The following is a 20,470-nucleotide window of genomic DNA, read 5'->3' as shown; positions in this document are numbered from 1 at the left end:
AGAACGAGGAGTTGCTCTAACAGGGTAGCTCCTTTTATTTCTTTAACGATTCGTCTGATAATGATACGATAGGATAAAACGCTGAGGTGGGGGACTTCATGGACTTGGATCAACTACAAAATAAGTTGTATGAAAATAAATCTTTATTCATTGGAGAAGAAACCGCGTTCCGTTCCGCTGTAATCATTCCGTTAGTAGAAGCGGAAGGGGAATGGCATGTGCTATTTGAGGTGCGTGCCTTCACGATGAGGAAACAGCCGGGCGACATCAGTTTTCCTGGCGGCAAAATCGATATAACGGATGCATCCCCTATGGAAGCAGCTTTACGGGAGACACACGAAGAGCTCGGGATTGATCCGAAGACGGTACAGATGATAGAAGAGTTAAGCCCGTATATTGCGTCTCCTTCATTCGTCGTCTATCCGTTCGTAGCGGTCATTGATTATCATGAAATCATTCGAAGTTATAATAAAGAAGAAGTGGAAGAGGTATTTACTATTCCGCTCAAGTGGTTGATGGAACATGAACCGTATATGCATTTGGTATCGATTGAAGTAGCTCCGCCGGATAATTTCCCATTTGAGAAGATTATGAACGGAGATCAGTATAAATTTCGAAGCCATTCACTTGAGGAATGGTTTTACGAGTATGGTACTTATACAGTTTGGGGATTGACGGCTAGAGTGTTAAAACATTTCATCGATATTGTGAAGAAATAAACTGGAATGAGGATCAAGTATGAAAAAAAAGAGGACATGGAAATTCAAGTTATTTATCGGGCTAGGTATTTTCCTGTTAATGATTGCAGTTGGGTTCTTCCTGTTTACTAGTTCTTATTATAAAGCGCAGTCTTACGCGGAAGAAAATTTGCAGTCAGATTCAGATGTAACCGTGACAAATGGTAAAGACTTAGTGTTTGAGCCTACTTCAAATAAGAGAAACATAGGTTTTATTTTCTATCAAGGTGCAAAAGTAGAAGCCGAAGCATACGCACCGATGGCCAAGGAGATTGCTAAACAAGGCTATACTGTAATCATTCCTCACTTGCCGCTCAAGATGGCAATCTTCTCCCCTGATCGGGCAGATAAGGTGATACGTAATCATCCTCAAATGGATACATGGTTAATAGGGGGTCACTCTTTAGGCGGTGTGACAGCATCGGATTATGCATCCCGTCATGAAAAGATTTCTGCGCTCGTGTTGCTGGCTTCTTATCCTGGAAGCCACACGGATTTGAGTGAAACGTCGGTGGATGTGTTGTCGATTCGGGCGAGTCATGATGAGGTGGCGGATGCGAAGGCTATTAAGGCGGCCAAGTCTAGTATGCCTAGTGATTCGAAGTTCATCGAAATAGAAGGTGGTAATCACGCAGGTTTTGGTGATTACGGTGAGCAGAAGGGTGACGGGGTAGCTACTATATCGAATAAAGAGCAGATTATGCAGACTTCTGCTGCGATTGTGAAATTAATGGAGGGATTGGAAAAATAGAAAGTATCTTCCGGTGAATTAAAAGGCTGTGCTAGATGTCGTGTATTCACGATTTCCAGCACAGCCTATCCTGTTATTTTTAGATGCAGAATTAAAGTACAGTAAGTGTCACTTCAATATTACCCCTAGTTGCTTTGGAATATGGGCAGACATGGTGTGCTTTTTCCACTAGCTCTTCAAGCTTTGTCTTTTCAATGTCTCTACCGGTTACTTGTAATTCAACTTCTAGTTTGAAACCACCGTCTGTTTCATCTTTGCACAAGCTGACGTTTGCAGTGACTTCTGATGAAAACTTAACGCGTTCTTTGCTTGCTACAAGTTGAAGTGCGCTATCGAAACAAGCTGCGTAACCTGCAGCAAATAATTGTTCAGGGTTGGTTGAGTTCTCTAATTCTTTTGCTCTTTTTGTTCCTGGCATTGCCGTATCGAATTCTACTACTTTATCGGAGGATACTACATGGCCTTCTCTTCCTCCGTTAGCGGTTGCTGTGGATGTAAATAGTTTTTCTGACATGAAATCACTACCCCTTGTCTGATTTTTTAGTCTCACTTCATTGTGTACCCGAATAGTGGATAAGTATGTGTGAAATCTTTAATTTTTTATGCGCGTGTATAGAAGCGTCATCCGACGTAGTGATTAAATTTATTTAAATCAGTTAGGAAGTGGGAACACGAAATGAATAAAAATGATATTGCAGATATTCGTAAACGATTTAAATTAGATACTGATCTTTTGACGATCACTGATATTTACCATGTCTATATTAGGCAGGAAAGCAATGAGATTTACCATGAAGAAAGTCAGGCTTTTGCTTTGCTTGACCGTGAGCAACAGGAACTGTTTATGACCAATTTCAAAAAAGTGCTTGGTGGTAAACTAGGTATGAAGTTATTTGAAGTGAAGTTCGAACGTCAAGAAGAAGAGACTAACGATCATCACGCACAAAAACTATTGTATGAAGGATTGCAAGCGGAAGAAGCCGATGAATGGAAAGAGGAAATGCAACATCTAGCACTGAAGATGGTGCAAGATGTCCAATATGAAAAAGATCTCGTCGTGACATTTATTCGTGGAAACTACTTTAAGAAGACTAAGCGTAACAGTGAGGAAACTGAAATTGATATGCGCGATGAAGTGTTTACCACACCGTTTATTTTGTGCAGTATGAATCATACAGACTTGCCGAAGCGCTCCATTATATTTGATTTCCAAGAGCGTGAATTCAAATCGAATACGATGCTCGATCCCATCATTAATCTTGCGTCACCAATAGGCGGCTTTTTATTCCCTTGCTTCACGGACAATTCAGCTGATGTCAATCATGTACTATATTCGGCGGGTAAAGCGAATAAACCCGATTATGCGTTCATAGAGAATGTCCTGAATGGTGAAGAAGTGGTGACCGCTGCCGACGATAAGGCCGTTTTCGAGGAGATTGTCAAACAAGTAGTCGGCGGTGAAGTAGATACGGAAACACTAGGAAATGTATATGAAGCAATCTACCGATTAACTGTAGTGGATGAAGAAGAGGAAGAACCGGAAGAGCCACCAGCAATCGATGCGAAGCAAGTAGAGCGTGTGTTGAAAATGAGCGGTGTTGACTACGTTAATACAGAAGCAGTAGAAACAGCTTTCCAGACCGTAGTGGATGATACCTCTTATGAAATGAAAGCAACACACATCGTACCAAGTTATACGTCGAAATCGATTAAGATCGAAACCAAAGTAGCAAACATTTCAATTAGTCCACAAGACCTGAAATATGTCAAACAAGTTAACTATGATGGCAAGCAATGTATTTTGATTGAAGTAGAAGAGGACACAATCATTGAAGGGTTCAAAGTGATCTCAGAAGACTTATTGACGTGAAAACAACCATGAATTCATTGGAATCCATAAAGTGGTTCAAAATTCCGACATATTACCGGCTTTATCCTGATAAATAAACAAGTCCCTTTAAACCTAATTATATTTGATGTATAATAGAAAAGATGGTAGTAGATGTATGGTTAAACTGAGACAGAATAAAGTGCTCCTAGTACGCGCCATGTATGCTGTGACGCCTTATTTAGGAACATTTACGTTTCTGTAAATTTCACATATAAGGAAGGTCAAAATGAGTAATAGACAAACTAAATCAGATGTTATATTAATTGGCGCCGGAATTATGAGTGCGACGCTAGGAACAATGCTTAAAGAATTAGCGCCTGACTGGAATATCTCGTTATTCGAGAAATTAGATAAAGCGGGTGAAGAGAGCTCGCATGAGATGAATAATGCGGGAACAGGACACGCAGCTTTATGTGAACTGAACTATACTTCCGAAAAGCCGGATGGGACTGTAGATATCACAAAAGCGGTTAAAGTAAATGAACAGTTCCAATTATCTATGCAGTTTTGGTCGCATCTAGTAGAAAAAAAGTTGATTAAAGACCCTGAGCAATTTATTATGCCACTGCCACACATGAGTCTTGTACAAGGTGAAGACAATGTGACGTATTTGAAGAAACGCTTTGAAGCGATGACAGCAAATCCACTATTCCAAGGAATGGAGTTTTCCGATGATCCGGAAAAACTAAAAGAATGGATTCCGTTGATCATGCAAGACCGTACTGTTGATGAAGCGATTGCTGCAACAAAAATCGACACAGGTACAGACGTAAACTTCGGTGCATTGACGCGTATGTTAATTGAGCATATGCAAACAGTGGACGTTGAAGTGAACTACGGTCATCAAGTAGAAGATATCAAACGTACAAGTGATGGCGAATGGGAATTAAAAATAAAGAATAATAAAGATGGTAAGCTTGAATTCCATAAAACTAAATTTGTTTTCATTGGTGGCGGAGGCGGAAGTCTTCCATTGCTACAGAAAACAGGTATTCCCGAAAGTAAACATATCGGTGGATTCCCAATCAGTGGTGTCTTCATGGTCTGTAAAAATCCAGATGTAATTGCAAAACATCACGCAAAAGTATACGGAAAAGCAAAAGTCGGTGCACCGCCAATGTCCGTTCCGCACTTGGATACCCGCTATATTGATGGTGAGAAGTCCTTGCTATTCGGTCCTTTCGCAGGATTCACACCGAAGTTCTTGAAAGAAGGATCCATGATGGACCTTATTGGTTCTGTGAAACCCAATAACTTAACGACTATGCTAGCATGTGGTGCAAAGAATATGTCATTGACTAAGTATTTGGTAGAACAAGTGGTACAAACAAAAGAACAACGTATCAATGAACTGCGTGAATTTATTCCGGATGCGAAGAGTGAAGACTGGGATTTATGGACTGCAGGCCAACGTGTGCAAGTTATCAAGGATACTCCAGATAGCAAAGGTACACTTCAATTTGGTACAGAACTTGTAACGGATAAGGACGGTTCCATTGCAGCATTGCTTGGAGCTTCGCCTGGGGCATCCACTGCAGTAGCAGTTATGTTGGATCTGATTAACAAGTGCTTCCCGGGACAAGTAAGTGATTGGGAGCCAAAATTGAAAGAAATGATTCCTTCATATGGTAAAGCATTAGCAGAACATCCTGAGTTATTGAAGGACATGCATGCTTCTACTTCTAAGATATTGAAGCTAACAGAAAATGAGCTCGAGAAAGAAACAGTTCATAGCTAATAGTGTAGATGTTGAATAGCTCTACTGCGATGTACTTCGCAGTAGAGCTTTTTCGTTTGGAAAAATTATGTTGTCACCGCTGCATGGTATTCATCCCAATACTTCTGAAGCTTATTCTTACCATGACCGATTTCAGGATGAAATTGAATATAGGCATTCTCTCTCGTATGCTCAGTATCCTGTATCGAGGAAATTAAGTCATTTTCCAGTGTGCCATTCTCCAAGTTGTTGACAATAGAGAGACCCGCAGTTTGCCCTTGACTCATGGCAACTTTAGCTCCTTCAATACCCGTGATGTTCCCCGCAACATAAAGCCCGGGAAGGGTGGATTCCATGCGTTCGTTATGCAATGGGACATATCCACCAAGTTCTTCTATGTGATAGAAAGGACATCCAGCGACAGCTGCCAATTCCGCTAGAGGATACAAACCACCCGCTATACATACGAAATCCGCTCCAATAACCTCTTCAGTGCCAGGAATCACTTCACCGGCTGCATTAATCGTAGAGATTTTCACACCTTCGACTTGTTCATCGCCAATGATTTCAGTAACTGCTTTTCGTAACATAATCGGTATATCCCACATTTTCACACCATTTTTAGGAAAGAATGTAATACCAAGTTGTTTGAAAAAGTCATTTTTCATCAGTTTACTTCCCATTTTAATAAATGCAGAAGGAGCCATATGTGAAACATGCAGAAGTGAGTTCATAACTTCTAGTGGCTGTCCGAACTTTTCATTTACGGTATTGGAAACGGGCAATGTAATACAAGCGATGTCAATATCTGCCATTTTCAGTTCCATTGCAATTGCAGATGATAAGACATTCACACCGATAATGACTCCACGATCTCCGGGTTTTACGCGATGCACGTTGGTCATAACTTGTGCAGCTCCGACTGACATGACTCCCGGAAGCGTCCAACCTTTAATGGGAAGAGGACTTTCCGCGGCCCCTGTCGCCAGCAATAAATGAGTAGTTTCATAAATGTCTACATCTGTATGGACGCTCCAAATTCCGTCCTGCAACTCGATGTTGGAGACGGGTGTGTGTAGCTTAATATCGACACCCAGTTCCTTAGCCTGTTGATGTAGTTTGTTGGATTCTACGATACCGTTCCACCAGTTACCATTAGGCTCTTCGTATAGCTGACCGAGTAATCGTCCACCCGGTTTCATATATTCGTCGATAACTAGTACACTGTGACCGCGTGATGCAATCGTGATGGCCGCAGTTAATCCGGCTGGTCCCGCGCCAATAATTATGGTTTTATTTTCCATGATTGGCCCTCCAATCACGTACGTCTGTCAGTAATTTACCACCGCTTACGACCCGCATTCCTTGTTTGATCGGTGTTAGACATGCTCGTTCACCTTGTACACCGTCTACGGTTACTCGGCATTCAAAGCAGTGACCAATATTGCAGTAAATGCCTCTAGGAGAACCGCTTTCTTCGTGATGGCGCAACGTTCTAATACCGTTAGCCAGCAGGGCAGCGGCAATTGATTCGTCATGAAGCGCTTTGTATTCTACATCGTCGAATGTAAATGTGATGCTTTGTGATTCGTCTAGTGTTCCGAGTACTGGGTGGTTTACAATTCGCTGACTCATTCGAAAACCTCCCCTAATTTGCTGAAACTTACGGGTCTGATTGGAGGTTGATATTTTAATGTGATTTGTGATTCATCCCGTTCTGTACTTTCAAGCGCTATGCTGTCTACGGCGTTGCGGCAAGTTCTTCCTCCGCAATAGCCCATACCTGCACGCGTACGTAATTTAAGTTCTCTCGGTGTGCATTGAAATCTTTTGGCTGTTTCTTTTAAATCGGAGTAAGTAACTTCTTCGCATCTGCAAATAATTATATCTTTTTCGGACATGTATGTTCACTCCTTGCTAGTTTACTGCTTAACTAATATGCAAGAATCATGCCAATGAAAGAAGTTTTAGAAAGGTATGTCTAATTTGTGCATTTTATTGTACAAAGTGGCACGGGTGATTTCTAGGTTTTTTGCACACTGTAATTTATTTCCGTTTGCCTTTTCCAACTCCTGTACAATCAACTTGCGTTCAAAGTTCTGCATCTGTTCTGTGAGTGGCGCACTTTCTGTTTGAACAGGTTTCGTCATATTGGCCACAGCCAGTGAGTTGGTATTTTCAATGACTTCAGGGGGGAGGTCTTGAACATTGACGAGACCTTTATCAGAGAATACGACTAGGCGTTCAATAGCGTTACGGAGTTCCCGAATATTCCCCGGCCAGTTATGTTGGAGAAGCGCTTGCATAACTACTTGCGAAATACTATTGATCTGCCGGTTGTACTTAATGGAGAATTCATAAAGGAAGTAATGGGTCAGCTCTATGATATCCTCCGCCCGTTCGCGCAGTGCAGGGATTTTCACGTTGACAACATTCAGGCGATAATACAAGTCTTCCCTAAAAGAACCTTCGCTTACAAGCTCCCTTAAATCGCGGTTGGTGGCGGCGACAATGCGAAAGTCAGCCTCAATCTCTTTTGTACCACCCACTGAATAGTATCTACGCTCTTGGAGGACCCGGAGGAATTTCACTTGCATATCGAGTGGCATTTCTCCTACTTCATCTAATAGAAGAGTACCACCTCTGGCTAATTCAATCTTTCCCTTTTTCCCGCGCTGGTCAGCGCCTGAAAAAGCTCCCTTTTCATAACCGAATATTTCACTTTCAAATAGGCTCTCAGGTATTGCTCCACAGTTTATGGCGACGAATGGTGCGTTCTGCGACTCTCTTAAATTATGGATCGCTTTAGCGAACAGTTCCTTTCCTACACCGCTCTCTCCGTACAGCAAAATGCTGGCATCCGTAGTAGCCGCCTTTTTAGTCATGTTGATTGTCTGCTTGAGTTTATCGCTGTTTCCTTTTATATAATCGAAAGGATTATGGTTAGATGCACTTTTCCGTACCTCTTCTTCAAGCAAGAACAGTTTCTCGGAAGTCGCGTACAACTCATCATTCATTCGGATCTGGCTTGTTATATCGGTTTCTGATACGACGGCGCCAATTATACGATCCCTGTGATAAATAGGGTTGGAGTTGATTAGCACTACGAGATCCTTGCGTGCATGATGTTGCGAATGACGCACTGAGGATCCATTTTGTAACGTGTGTAGTATCTCCAAGTGCTTCGTATCAAAAAAGTCTGTAATGGGTTTACCTATTACGTCTTTTTCTTTGAGAGAGAATAAAGACTCCGCTCCTTTGGTCCAGTACAATACATTGGCATCTTGATCAATCACGGTGCAAGATTCGTCGATTGTATGAAGGACGGTCTGCAAATACGCCAATGTCTTTTCGTGTTGTTCTATCAACTTATCAATGAATTGTTCAGCTTTTATATAACCTGTAATTTCACCTTGCGCATCACGACATAATAAGAATTCAACATGGGAAAACTTCTTGGATACTTCACTGATTGGAATACCTAAAGATAGGATCGGTGAATTTTCGTAACGGAGTTGATTTTTGTGCAAGCGTACATGTAGGTAGTATTGTGCTTGTTTAATAAACAGCTGTGTAGATGGAGAGTTTGTCATATATTGTTTAATCATTTCCTCGCTTGTGTTTCCGTTCACAATGAGAAAGTCTTTTTTCATAATATCTGTAATGAAATCGTGAATGTATTTCAACATTTTGGTCACTCCAATGTCAGTATTTTATACAGTGTATATAATACTTTACACTTATTGCCTGAAAATTCAATAGTTGCAGTGAACTACCTTCCAAAAATAAATTAGTAGTAGAAGATTCCGCAAATAGAAAGCGCTACCATACATTAGGGTTTTTATGGTTAATAAACTGTCACATAAATGTTGGATTATAAAGTTGGCATGGTTCTTGCATTATATAAAAGTGAAAAGGCAATCGAGAGGAGGATTCCTGTGAAAGGAATACAACATAGCGATATCGTTGTAATTGGTGGGGGAATTATGGGAGCCGCCATTGCGTACTACGGTTCTAAAGCGGGCTTGGAGATTACAGTGCTTGAAAAGAACGAACTAGCGAGTGGCACTTCCTCAAAATGTGATGGAAATATACTGGCGATTGATAAAGATCCCGGTTTCGACAGTCAAATGTCTTTGAAAAGTCAGGAATTGGTTCATCAATTAGATAAAGATTTGGAGCTTTCATTTGAATATCGCAATCCAGGAAGTATTTTAGTTTGTGAGAATGATGCAGAGATGGAAGCTGCAAATCAATGGGTGTCAAAGCAAGTAGAAGCGGGCTTAAGCTTCAAGATGCTAGATCGTCAAGACTTACGAAATGAATCAAAATATTTTGCAGATGATTTATACGGTGGATTGGAATGCAAGACGGATTCCACTGTTAATCCCTATATGATGACATTTTCCATGTTCCACAGTGCTGAAAAGCAAGGAGCGATCATTCATAAAAACACGGAAGTAACGAATATGTCACGGAATGTTTCAGGTGAGTTCTTACTAGAGACGACAAACGGACAATTCACTGCCAAGCGTGTAGTGAATGCAGCAGGTGTTTGGGCACCGTTAATTGGACAAATGCTAGATCTGGATATCCCAATTGTACCTAGGAAAGGTCAATTAATTGTCGCATCGAGACAACAGCCTGTGGGATTACGGAAAGTTATGGAGTTCGGTTATTTAATCTCGAAGTTCGGCGGTGAACGTTCAGTGGATCCGCTGACGGAAAAGTATGGTGTAGCGCTTGTCTTTGAACCGACGGAAGCGCAGAACTTTTTGATTGGCAGCAGTCGTGAATTTGTCGGCTTCAATACAAAAGTAGACTATAAAGTGATTCGTCAAATCGCCAAACGCGCATTGCGCTTTTATCCTCAGATGGCCGATATGACTGTCATTCGTACGTATGCAGGCTTACGGCCATGGACAGAAGACCATTTGCCGATTATCTCAAGAGTCGAACATATCCCTGGCTATTATATTGCGGCGGGTCATGAAGGTGATGGAATTAGCCTAGCGGCGGTTACAGGAAAGTTAATAGAAGAAATGCTGAACGATAAGGAAACGTGCATACCGATTGAACCGTTGAGTCTCGTTCGTTTTCGACAGGGGTTGTGCATTGATGAAGTACCAACGAGTGTTTACGACGTTAGATACGCACACCGGAGGCAATCCAACCCGTACGCTGATTAGTGGCATGCCCCCTTTGCAGGGCAATACGATGTCGGAAAAAATGCTATACATGCAGAAAGAGTACGACTGGATACGAATGTTCCTCATGAATGAACCGCGTGGACATGGTGTTATGTCAGGTGCAATTATGACGGACCCCTGTCATCCCGATGCAGATGTGGGTGTCATTTATATTGAAACGGGGGGCTACTTGCCAATGTGTGGTCATGACACGATTGGTTTTTGCACCGCGTTGATTGAAACCGGCATGATAGAAGTGAAAGAGCCCTATACCATGATCAAAGTAGATACACCGGCGGGTTTAGTGGATGTTACCGTAAAAGTAGAAAAAGGCGTGGCGAAGGAAGTTACGTTCGTCAATGTTCCTTCTTTCTTATTAAAAACAGTGGAGTTGGACGTAGAGGATGTAGGTCATGTCATTTGCGAAATCGCTTACGGTGGTAACTTCTATGGCATTATTGACGCCCGTACGCTAGACCTTCAGCTGAATGAAGAAAATGGGGCATCACTTATCAGTAAAGGAATTAAGATTCGCAACGCAATCAATGCAACACAGGAAATTATTCATCCGGAGTTTCCTTTCATTAATGGGTTGACACATATCGAATTTTATACTGATCCTACTCATCCAGAAGCGGATTTAAAAAATACGGTCATTGTACCTCCTGGCGGCATCGACCGTTCACCGTGTGGTACAGGAACTTCTGCTAAACTCGCGACATTGCATAGTAAAAATGAGTTGAAAGTAGATGAACGTTTTGTTTATGAAAGTATTGTCGGGACATTATTTACAGCGCGCATTCTAGAAGAAATAACAGTAGGCGGTGTTGCTGGAGTCATTCCTGAGGTAACCGGCTCTGCATGGATCATGGGAATGCACCGCTTTTACTACAACGAAAAAGATCCTCTGCGGGAAGGGTACCTTCTCATTCCGCCAATGGATCATTGAAGGTGGGAAAACTGAATGATTCTACAAAAGATGTTCCGTACGATGGATACACAAGTATTTGGAGAGGCGTACCGTATTATAGTGCATTCACCTTTTTACTTTGAAGGCCTGGATATACAAAGTAATCAAAAGAAGTTAGAAAGTCACTTTGAAGCCGAAAAGAATTTACTATTGAACGAACCCCGCGGACACCGTGGAATGAACGGTTGTATTGTAGGTCCTTCAGCCGCAGCGGATTATCAGTTGTTGTTTCTTCATCATCAGCAAGCGATCGACTTTAAATACGAAGCACTTCTTGCCACTACTGGGGGATTGCTTGAAATAGGGCATTTGCAACAGAAGAACGATGGGCAATATACGGTGGAAACCGTTCACGGTATATGGCATGTAAAAGTGTCGGTAGAGCAACAGGAAGTAACCGCTGTCAAGATGGAAGTAGCAGAAGGAAAAATGCTGGAGAGTGATTCAGAGGCTTCTTATGTGGAGCTACCAAGTGGTCACAGGTTCTATGTGTATCCGTTGCCTACTATTATTGAATCTCTTCAATTGGGACAGCTATCAGAGATTATGGAGTGGGGAGCAGTAAAGGTAAAAGAGCTGAAGTCACAACGGAAAGCTTTTGACGGCATTATCTTACAGGAGCAACTTGCAGATCATGAGTATCGATCGGTTACATTTGAACAGGACGGCTATATTTTACGCTCGCCAGGCATAGAAAGTACCATCGCTTTGGCGGTGAAAGAGCAGCGCACTATAAAATCATTGAGCAACCAGAGTATATTCGAAAGCAAGATTGAGGTTCAATCTGTGCCAGGCGATAGGGGAATATTCTCGGTGGAGGGCGTGCCTTACATAACAGGTTCGCATGAATTCATTCTTGACCCTGAAGATCCATTACCAAAAGGATTTATCTTAGCTTAAAAGCCACGTCTAGTAAAACCACAGGGGGTTTTAAAATGGAGAAGAGATTACCCAGCTTGGCCGAAGTATTGTTTGTGCTGATCGGATTTGGAGCAATTATGGTGACATTTATTGTCGTATTCGGCATTTCCATTCATCTGGCTCTATTGACGACTTGGTTCCTAATTATAGGCTTAGGATTAAAGATTGGTTATAGCTATAAGCAAATGCAGGATGGTTTATTGAATGGTGTAAATGATGGTCTGGAAGCTGTCATCGTCCTGACTTCGGTCGGTGCGTTAATAGGTACCTGGATAGCGGGCGGTATTGTCCCCTCGATTATCTATTACGGATTATCAGTCATTAACCCAAGTATTTTCTTATTGGCGGCTTTCATTATTTGTACAGTAACCTCGATTGCTACAGGAACTTCATTTGGATCGGCAGGTACAGCTGGTATTGCCATGATGGCGATTGGTGCAAGTTTTGGATTCCCATTACCGCTCGTTGCAGGTGCTGTTATTTCGGGTTGTTATGTAGGGGATAAAATGTCACCGCTTTCTGACACAACGGTTATGACAGCCTCACTGTCAAAGGTTGATCTTATCGATCATATTAAGTCGATGTTTACCGTCGCACTGCCAGCGTGGATAATTTCAGCTGTCTTGTTCTTAATTGTAGGACTTTTCTACAAAGGGAACGGAGACCTATCAGCTGCCTTGAACACAATGGATTCTTTGGAAGAGTATTTCAATATTAGCTGGTTTATGTTGATTCCAGCAGGAGTTGTCATTTTATTATTGGTATTCAAAATGCCCTCAATTCCCGTTATTTTGTTCGGTGCATTTTTAGGAACAATCTGGGCATTTTTGTTCCAAGGCGCGACGTTCCTCGAGGCATTCAATATTATGTATGCGGGTAACACGATTGAATCAGGCGTACCGTTTATCGATAATTTATTAAATCGAGGCGGAATTGTGTTTATGCTAGACGTAATCGCATTGATCATTTTTGCTCTAGGTGTAGGCGGATTAATGGAACGAATTGGTGTATTGCGTGCAGTAGGGAATTACCTTGGCAAATGGGCAAACAATCCCGGTAAAGCAACGGTAACCACGATGTTAGCTGGACTTCTCGGTAACGCATTTGGTGGAGCTTATGTTTCATTGATTACGGCCACTAAAATTACTGGAGAAAATTATGATAAATTGAATATCGACCGCAGGGTGCTGTCAAGAAACTCCGAAGCCGGTGGAACAGTCACTACGGCTATGGTTCCCTGGTCGGATGGCGGCGTATTCATGGCCGCAGCACTCGGAGTATCCACGATGAGTTATTTACCATTCTTATGGTTTAACTTTTTAGTCATCATTATCTCGCTTATTTACGGGTTTACAGGCAAATTTATTTGGCGGACCCAGCCTGGCGAGCACACGCAAGAGCTTGAAAGCGAAGCTAGTAGCGTAAGTAATGTAAGTGAAATAGGAAATGTAACTAACTAAAACACTAATTGGAGGAATTTAAAATGACAGAAGTAAAAGGTATCTTTCCAGTATTGGTAACACCGATGTTAAATCAGAAAGAGATTGATTGGGACGGGTTCCGTAATAATATTGAGCATTTTATTGGAGAAGGCGTTAATGGAATTGCGATTAACGGAAGTACAGGAGAATTCGTAAGTTTAACAAAAGAAGAGCGTTTCAAAGCAGTAGAAGTAGCAGTGGAACAAATCAATGGCCGCGTTCCGTTGATCGTGGGTACAGCGGCTGAAACAACAGCGGATGCAATTGAATACACACAGCAGGCAGAAAAAGCAGGTGCACACACAGCATTATTGATTAACTCTTATTATGCTCATCCAAAAGAGGATGAAATCTACGAACACTTCAAAGCGGTAGCTGAATCCGTTAAAATACCGGTTATGATTTACAACAACCCGTTCACATCTGGCGTAGACATCAGCACAGAAACGATTTTGCGTGTGGGTCGCGATGTAGAAAATATTACACATATCAAAGAGTCTAGCGGTGGAATCGGTAAAGCTCGCGATATTGCACGTCAAGGCGAAGGGTTCCTAAAAGTATTCTGTGGTTCAGAAGACTTGGCGATTGAATCATTCTTAGTTGGTGCAACAGGATGGATTTCCGTTTCAGGAAACATCGTACCGGGTCATGTGATGAAATTGTATAATGCCTTGCAGGATGGAAATATGGATGAAGCGTGGAAGTTATACGATGAATTATTGCCTCTATGTGAGTTCCTTGAAGGTTCGGGTAAATATGTACAAATCGCAAAACGCGCAATGGAGCTTAAAGGTTGTGCAGGAGGACCTTGCCGTCTGCCACGTCTGCCATTAAATGAAGAAGAAGACCAAAAACTTAAAGATTTGATGGATGGATTAGGCGTACTGAAAAAAGAATTGGAGGTAGTAACGAATGCTGAAAGTAAATTATGATCTAAAACCTAAAGTAAAGGAATTTTTACAACATACAAAAGGACTCTATATTAATGGAGAGTATGTAGAAGCGAAAAGCGGGAAAACTTTTGATGTAGTTGATCCTGCAACGGAAGAAGTCATCGCCAAAGTAAGTGAAGCACAGCCCGAAGATGTCGATACGGCGGTGGAAGCTGCTCGTAAAGCATTCGATGAAGGGGAATGGACAAAGATGGACGCGGCAACACGTTCTCATTTGATCTACAAGTTTGCAGATTTACTTGACGAGAATCGTGAAGAACTGGCACAGCTTGAAGCATTAGACAACGGCAAACCATACGAAGTGGCATTGGCTGACGACGTAGACGGTACTGTACAGCATTTCCGTTACTATGCAGGCTGGGCAACAAAGATTACTGGACAAACTGTTCAAGTATCTCCTGACTACCTTAACTATATCGTGCATGAGCCAGTTGGTGTGGTAGGGCAAGTAATTCCTTGGAATTTCCCTCTAGCAATGGCGGCATGGAAACTTGGATCTGCGCTCGCAGTAGGCTGTACAGTAGTTATCAAACCAGCAAGTGAAACACCATTATCGTTACTTTATGCAGCTCGCCTATTTAAAGAAGCCGGCTTCCCGGACGGCGTTGTTAACGTATTACCAGGTGCCGGAAGTGTAGCAGGTAATGCTTTAATCACACATGAAAAGGTAGACAAGGTAGCATTTACAGGATCTACTGCAGTAGGGAAACAAGTAATGAAGTCTGCTGCAGATCAGATGAAAGGCATCACACTTGAACTTGGTGGGAAATCACCTTCTATCGTATTGGAAGATGCAGATGTGGAAGAAGCTATCGAAGGTGTATTTGCAGGAACTATGTACAATCATGGACAAAACTGTAGTGCATGTACTCGCGCGTATATCCATCGCAGCTTGTATGATCAATTTGTTGAAGCGTTAGCTACTAAAGCGAAAGCGTTAAAAGTAGGACCAGGAATGGATCCATCTACGGAAATGGGCCCGCTCGTATCTGCTAAGCAACAGAAAACGGTATTGGAATATATCCAAAAAGGTAAAGAAGAAGGTGCACGTCTAGTAGCTGGAGGCGAAAAAGCGCATGAAAAAGGTTTCTTCGTACAACCCACCGTGTTTGCAGATGTGAAAGATGATATGACAATCGCTCGTGAAGAAATCTTTGGTCCTGTTTTATCACTATTCGTCTTTGATACAGTAGAAGAAGCAATTCAGCGTGCTAATGATAGTGAATATGGCTTGGCGGCAAGTGTGTGGACAGAAAATGTCAAAAAAGCACATTATATCGCAAGCAAGTTGCAGTCTGGTACTGTCTGGATAAATGACTTCGGCCTTGAGTGGGAGACTATGCCATTCGGTGGTTATAAGCAATCGGGTATTGGCCGCGAAATGGGCGGAGAATATGGTTTAGCGAATTACACGGAAGTGAAAAGTGTATTCGTGAATATGAAGCAGTAATATAAAGCGGCAAAAGAAATAACCTGTCTAGGATCACTCCAGACAGGTTATTTCTTTTGTCCTAAACCGCTGTTTTCATATTTATACACGTTGGTAATATTTGACGATCATCACCTAATGAAGTGAACTTTGGGATTTAAAATGAACAGTAGCGTGTGAAATACTGCGGATCATGATTATATTATTTATTTGAATAGCGAAACCTTTTTTAACATAGCGCAGACGGGAACGGCAATGGCGATTCCTACTGCACATTGAACCAGGTCGCCTGGAATGGAAGCGAGCGGGATGATCAAACTGTTATACAGAATACTTTCTCCGATATAATAGCCTGCAATAGTGAATGGTATGGACGCTAGCATGGCGAGTAGATTGAACTTAAAGCTTGTTCCTTTACGACCGTTTGACCAAGCAATTTTACCTACGATATACCCTTGCAAGCCGCGTGTCAGGATAGTGATAGGTGCCCATAATGCCCATCCACTGACGAGGTCAAACAAGCCCATTCCGACAGCTCCTGCTATCATACCTTTCTTCGGTCCAAATAAAATGGAGACAATGAACAACATGGCGGTACCGAGATGGATTAATCCACCGTTTCCTAGAGGCAGCTTAATATTAAGTAAAAGCGTAGCGACGAACACGAGTGATGCAAGCATGGACGTCAATATTAGATCAAACGTCTTCGTTCGTTGTGCTGGATAGCTCTGTGTTTTTTGCATGATCTGAACCTTCCTCACGTATAAAAGTAGTAAATTTAGAATAAAGGCAATCTGATGCTTTAAAAAGAGTCAATTTATAATTAATTTAAGTGGTCAGATATAAATAAACACATGGAGATAGTTTTGAATTATGAACACATACACTCTATACTAAAGAAAAAGGAAGTGAACTAGTATGAAAAAACAGAATTTAGCCTGGATCACAGGAGTAATTGCACTTCTTCCTTTCGCCTATGGCATGGGAGCAACTGCGTTGATCCGAAAAACTCGCTATCGTATCACGCAACAGTTAGATGAACGAAAAGGGATTGCATTAACGTTTGACGATGGCCCCCATCCTGTGTATACAATGCAACTGCTTGATTTACTCAAACGCTATCAAATCAAAGCAACATTTTTTGTATTAGGTCAGAACGTACGGCAGTATCCTAACGTTGTCGAACGTATGCATAAGGAAGGCCATCAAATCGGTATTCATCATGATCGTCACACATCTAGCTGGCTATTAACACCATCTCAACTATCACATGAAATTAAAGAAACTCACCGTGCCATCGTTAATGTTACGGGTGAATCGCCAATATTATACAGACCGCCATGGGGCCTTCTGAATGCTGCAACACTATTCGTCACCAAACCCTATCAAATTATACTTTGGTCACATGTCTTTCAAGACTGGAAAATAGAGAGTTGTAAATCAGGATTACTAGAAGGTTTGCGCAACACACCAGCTGAAGGCTCTATTGTACTATTGCATGACGACGGTACCAACCGAGGAGCAGATGACGAAGCACCAGCCTACATGTTGGACAGGCTATCTATATACTTGGAAGAGGCTGTGGCGGAAGGTGTGGAATTCGTACCCGTCAATGGTCTTAAACGGTAGCTGGGTAGTGATTTGTGCATGTTTAACTGAATATCCATTTTGTCTTTCATAAATGCAGTAGCTTTTGAAAGCAGAAAACATTTCACTACAATATCGATAAACACTAACTTTCTCTTAACCTTATATTCGTCTTACTGCGTAATCAAGCAAGTTCCTACAAGTCTATACCTATATAAATCCATTTATGATTATACAGAAATGCCTCTGATCTTTTATAAGATTAGAGGCATTTTCGCGTAACTTTTAAAACACACATTCTATCGCTTGTGTAAGTTTCAATAATAGTGTATAACCATTGTATAAGGTTATTTATATAAAAACGCTATTATTCCATTTAATATGTACTCTTGTATAAGGTTTGTTTCGATATAGAAGTGAGGAGATGTTGAAAATGAAGAAAAAAGTACATGTAATTGGGGCAGGTGTAGCAGGATTAGCCAGTGCTATTCGACTTCAACACGCAGGTTATCAAGTAGAGCTTTTTGAAAAGGAATCCATGGCTGGAGGTAAGATGCACCGTATTGAACAAGACGGCTATCAATTTGATCTAGGGCCGACAATTGTTATGATGCCTGATCTGTATAAAGAAATATTTTACCTATGCGGAAAAGACCCGGACGACTATATTCCAATGGAACGGTTGGATCCTATGTATAGCGTATATTTTGGAGATAAACCGCAAGATCACTATGAAATTTCCGCGGAATTATCAAAATTAATAGAAGTCTTTGAAGGGATAAGTGAAGATGATGCAGCAGGATTCCTTGAATACCTACAGGTCATCTATAAACGCTTCCTTGTTGCGAAAGAGCATTTCTTGCAGAAACCATTCCGTAAACCATCAGATTTCTACAATTTATCCGTACTTAAACAAGGTTTAAAGCTGAAGACATTTGACACCGCAGATGAATTTATGAGCAAGTACATTAAAGATGAACGTCTGAAGCAGATGATCAGCTTCCAGACATTATATATTGGCGTTTCTCCGTATAGTGGTCCGTCATTATATACGATGATTCCAATGATCGAATTTCTCTACGGCGTATGGTTTATTAAAGGCGGAATGTATACGATGGCATCATCGCTCGAGCGCTTATTCTTAGAACTTGGAGGAAAAGTACATTACAACACGTCAGTTGAAGAGATTGTTATCGAAAACAGAGAAGCAAAAGGAATCCAAGTAGCTGGTGAATTTATTGAATCAGACTATGTAATGTGTAATGCCGACTTCCCTTACGCGATGAAAAACTTGGTAAAAGATGTTCCGTCTAAAGGGAAATACACAGATAAAAAAATTGATAATATGAAATACTCATGTTCATGTTTCTTGATGTACCTAGGAATGGATAAGAAATATGAAGAAGTAAAGACAGCTCACAACTTTATTTTCAATGAAAAGTTAAAAGAAAACTTGGATGATATTTTCACCGGAAAGAAATTAGAAGAAGCATCATTCTATGTTTATATTGGCTCTAAATTGGATCCGACTTTGGCACCGGAAGGTAAAGACGGTTTGTATATTCTGGTACCGGTTTCGGATCGTTCTTGTTCACAATACGACTGGGATAAAGAAACAATCCAGCACTATCGCCACTATGTCCTTGAAGCATTGAAGAAAGTAAAAGGTTTTGAAAACGTGGAAAATGAAATAGTATCGGAAAGTTTCATGACACCACAAGACTTTGAAGAACGTTTCAACGCACAAAATGGTGCAACATTCGGATTGCAACCAACACTTAGCCAAAGTAATCACTTACGTCCACAAAGCAAAGCGACACACTGTGAAAACCTATACTTTACTGGTAGTAGTACGCATCCAGGCGCAGGCGTACCAATTGTTCTCCTTTCGGCGCGAATTGCGACAGAGGAACTTATGCATGACGACAGAGGTATATTATTCCAAGCAACTTGAGAGGAGAATTCATATGCTGACCAATCGGCCAACGACTATTGCTTCAGATTATGCTTATTGTGAAAAGATCATTAAGTATCATTCAAAGAGCTTTTATTATGCCTTTTCCAATCTGCCCGAAGACAAAGCGCGTGCAGTATATGCTATCTACGCTTTTTGTCGGATTGCAGATGATAGTGTGGATGAAAATAGGGAAAGTGGATTACAACTAATTGCGCTAGATCGGTTACTGGATGAGCTCACTCATTTTGCAAAAGGTCAGGATGTAGATCATCCATTATGGAGGGCTATGCGCGATGTATTCAACCGCTTCGATATGGATATACAACCGTTTTACGAGCAACTGACAGGGCAGCGGATGGATATTCATTTTATGAGGCCACCGAATCTAAGTTCATTGGAAACGTACTGTAAATATGTAGCGGGTTCTGTAGGAAAGATGCTGTTACCAATTATCGCAAGTAATACGAAAGCTAACTTGAATCGCGCGGCGGAAGATCTTGGGATTGCGATGCAGTTGACAAATATTCTTCGCGATGTTGGTGAAGATTATCGCGAAATAGGTCGTATTTATTTACCACAAGATGAAATGGAACGTTATGAGTACAACGAGTTGCTATTGTCTGAAGGTCAAGTCACAAAAGGATTTGTGACTATGTGGGAATATCTCGCGAAGCGTGCGGAGTTCCTGTATGACAATTTTACACAGCATATTGGAGAATTCGATGAAGATAGTCGTTTTCCTGTATTATCTTCAGCGTATATCTACAGAGGAATTTTAAACAGTGTACGGAAAAGTGAATATGATTGTTTTACTCAGAAAAATTACGTGTCGGCGGTCGAAATGACCAAGCTGGTAGCCCGTGCAAGCTTGTAAAAAGGAGAGTGGA

Annotated in this window: 18 protein-coding genes and 1 pseudogene; 13 read left to right on the top strand and 6 right to left on the bottom strand. The window is 41.5% G+C overall.

The window, feature by feature from the left end; translation table 11 throughout:
* Window positions 1–98 precede the first annotated feature (98 nt).
* Both SporoP8_RS09150 and SporoP8_RS09145 read left to right on the top strand, forming a co-directional pair.
* Complete coding sequence (locus SporoP8_RS09150; RefSeq protein WP_085132223.1) at window positions 99–719, top strand: NUDIX hydrolase; 621 nt, start codon at window positions 99–101, stop codon at window positions 717–719.
* A 19-nt stretch (window positions 720–738) separates the two neighbouring features.
* On the top strand, window positions 739–1,488 hold the full coding sequence (locus SporoP8_RS09145) for an alpha/beta hydrolase (RefSeq protein ID WP_085132222.1): 750 nt from the start codon (window positions 739–741) through the stop codon (window positions 1,486–1,488).
* A 91-nt stretch (window positions 1,489–1,579) separates the two neighbouring features.
* On the opposite strand, the gene SporoP8_RS09140 is transcribed toward SporoP8_RS09145, so the two are convergent.
* Window positions 1,580–2,002: an organic hydroperoxide resistance protein gene (locus SporoP8_RS09140; protein WP_085132221.1), complete on the bottom strand. Its 423-nt coding sequence runs from the start codon at window positions 2,000–2,002 to the stop codon at window positions 1,580–1,582.
* Window positions 2,003–2,164: 162 nt separating this feature from the next.
* Here SporoP8_RS09140 and SporoP8_RS09135 point away from each other — a divergent pair, with 162 nt between their 5' ends.
* Together SporoP8_RS09135 and SporoP8_RS09130 are read left to right on the top strand one after the other, a co-directional pair.
* Window positions 2,165–3,358 (top strand): DUF4317 domain-containing protein, encoded by a 1,194-nt coding sequence (locus tag SporoP8_RS09135; protein ID WP_085132220.1) that lies wholly within the window; start codon window positions 2,165–2,167, stop codon window positions 3,356–3,358.
* A 247-nt stretch (window positions 3,359–3,605) separates the two neighbouring features.
* Complete coding sequence (locus tag SporoP8_RS09130; RefSeq protein ID WP_085132219.1) at window positions 3,606–5,117, top strand: malate:quinone oxidoreductase; 1,512 nt, start codon at window positions 3,606–3,608, stop codon at window positions 5,115–5,117.
* Window positions 5,118–5,182: 65 nt separating this feature from the next.
* On the opposite strand, the gene SporoP8_RS09125 is transcribed toward SporoP8_RS09130, so the two are convergent.
* From SporoP8_RS09125 to SporoP8_RS09110, 4 genes are all read right to left on the bottom strand, one after another.
* Entirely contained in the window at window positions 5,183–6,400 is a 1,218-nt protein-coding gene (locus SporoP8_RS09125) for an NAD(P)/FAD-dependent oxidoreductase (protein WP_085132218.1), read from the bottom strand.
* Complete coding sequence (locus tag SporoP8_RS09120) at window positions 6,390–6,731, bottom strand: (2Fe-2S)-binding protein (protein WP_085132217.1); 342 nt, start codon at window positions 6,729–6,731, stop codon at window positions 6,390–6,392. The genes SporoP8_RS09125 and SporoP8_RS09120 overlap by 11 nt, the downstream gene beginning before the upstream one ends.
* A complete protein-coding gene (locus SporoP8_RS09115) occupies window positions 6,728–6,997 on the bottom strand; it encodes a (2Fe-2S)-binding protein (RefSeq protein ID WP_085132216.1) in 270 nt (89 codons plus the stop codon). Before SporoP8_RS09115 ends, SporoP8_RS09120 begins: the two co-directional genes overlap by 4 nt.
* 66 nt (window positions 6,998–7,063) lie before the next feature.
* Complete coding sequence (locus tag SporoP8_RS09110) at window positions 7,064–8,785, bottom strand: sigma-54 interaction domain-containing protein (RefSeq protein WP_085132215.1); 1,722 nt, start codon at window positions 8,783–8,785, stop codon at window positions 7,064–7,066.
* 297 nt (window positions 8,786–9,082) lie between these two features.
* Between SporoP8_RS09110 and SporoP8_RS09105 the strand changes: the two are divergent.
* The 6 genes and pseudogenes from SporoP8_RS09105 to SporoP8_RS09080 form a co-directional block, all read left to right on the top strand.
* Window positions 9,083–10,201, top strand: a pseudogene (locus SporoP8_RS09105) (NAD(P)/FAD-dependent oxidoreductase); the annotation flags it as partial.
* 13 nt (window positions 10,202–10,214) lie between these two features.
* On the top strand, window positions 10,215–11,234 hold the full coding sequence (locus SporoP8_RS09100; RefSeq protein ID WP_085132214.1) for a proline racemase family protein: 1,020 nt from the start codon (window positions 10,215–10,217) through the stop codon (window positions 11,232–11,234).
* Window positions 11,235–11,249: 15 nt separating this feature from the next.
* Entirely contained in the window at window positions 11,250–12,155 is a 906-nt protein-coding gene (locus tag SporoP8_RS09095; protein ID WP_085132213.1) for a proline racemase family protein, read from the top strand.
* A gap of 35 nt (window positions 12,156–12,190) precedes the next feature.
* On the top strand, window positions 12,191–13,636 hold the full coding sequence (nhaC, locus tag SporoP8_RS09090) for a Na+/H+ antiporter NhaC (RefSeq protein ID WP_085132212.1): 1,446 nt from the start codon (window positions 12,191–12,193) through the stop codon (window positions 13,634–13,636).
* Between the two features lie 23 nt (window positions 13,637–13,659).
* Window positions 13,660–14,589, top strand: coding sequence for a 4-hydroxy-tetrahydrodipicolinate synthase (gene dapA / locus SporoP8_RS09085; protein WP_085132211.1), 930 nt, complete (start codon window positions 13,660–13,662; stop codon window positions 14,587–14,589).
* On the top strand, window positions 14,570–16,060 hold the full coding sequence (locus SporoP8_RS09080) for an aldehyde dehydrogenase family protein (protein WP_085132210.1): 1,491 nt from the start codon (window positions 14,570–14,572) through the stop codon (window positions 16,058–16,060). The genes dapA and SporoP8_RS09080 overlap by 20 nt, the downstream gene beginning before the upstream one ends.
* 185 nt (window positions 16,061–16,245) lie before the next feature.
* Here the strand turns inward: SporoP8_RS09080 and SporoP8_RS09075 are convergent, their stop codons facing one another.
* Window positions 16,246–16,782: an ECF transporter S component gene (locus SporoP8_RS09075; protein WP_085132209.1), complete on the bottom strand. Its 537-nt coding sequence runs from the start codon at window positions 16,780–16,782 to the stop codon at window positions 16,246–16,248.
* Between the two features lie 175 nt (window positions 16,783–16,957).
* On the opposite strand from SporoP8_RS09075, the gene SporoP8_RS09070 reads away from it, so the two are divergent.
* The 3 genes from SporoP8_RS09070 (at window position 16,958) to SporoP8_RS09060 (ending at window position 20,457) form a co-directional block, all read left to right on the top strand.
* Window positions 16,958–17,668: a polysaccharide deacetylase family protein gene (locus tag SporoP8_RS09070; RefSeq protein WP_085132208.1), complete on the top strand. Its 711-nt coding sequence runs from the start codon at window positions 16,958–16,960 to the stop codon at window positions 17,666–17,668.
* A gap of 391 nt (window positions 17,669–18,059) precedes the next feature.
* Window positions 18,060–19,580 (top strand): phytoene desaturase family protein, encoded by a 1,521-nt coding sequence (locus tag SporoP8_RS09065; RefSeq protein ID WP_085132207.1) that lies wholly within the window; start codon window positions 18,060–18,062, stop codon window positions 19,578–19,580.
* On the top strand, window positions 19,546–20,457 hold the full coding sequence (locus SporoP8_RS09060) for a phytoene/squalene synthase family protein (protein ID WP_232319129.1): 912 nt from the start codon (window positions 19,546–19,548) through the stop codon (window positions 20,455–20,457). The genes SporoP8_RS09065 and SporoP8_RS09060 overlap by 35 nt, the downstream gene beginning before the upstream one ends.
* The last annotated feature ends 13 nt before the right edge of the window (window positions 20,458–20,470 follow it).

It is taken from the genome of Sporosarcina ureae, assembly GCF_002101375.1.
GTDB lineage: Bacteria > Bacillota > Bacilli > Bacillales_A > Planococcaceae > Sporosarcina > Sporosarcina ureae_B.
The sequence above is the reverse complement of the archived record's forward strand: the minus strand, read 5'-3'. Positions and strand labels throughout refer to the sequence as shown.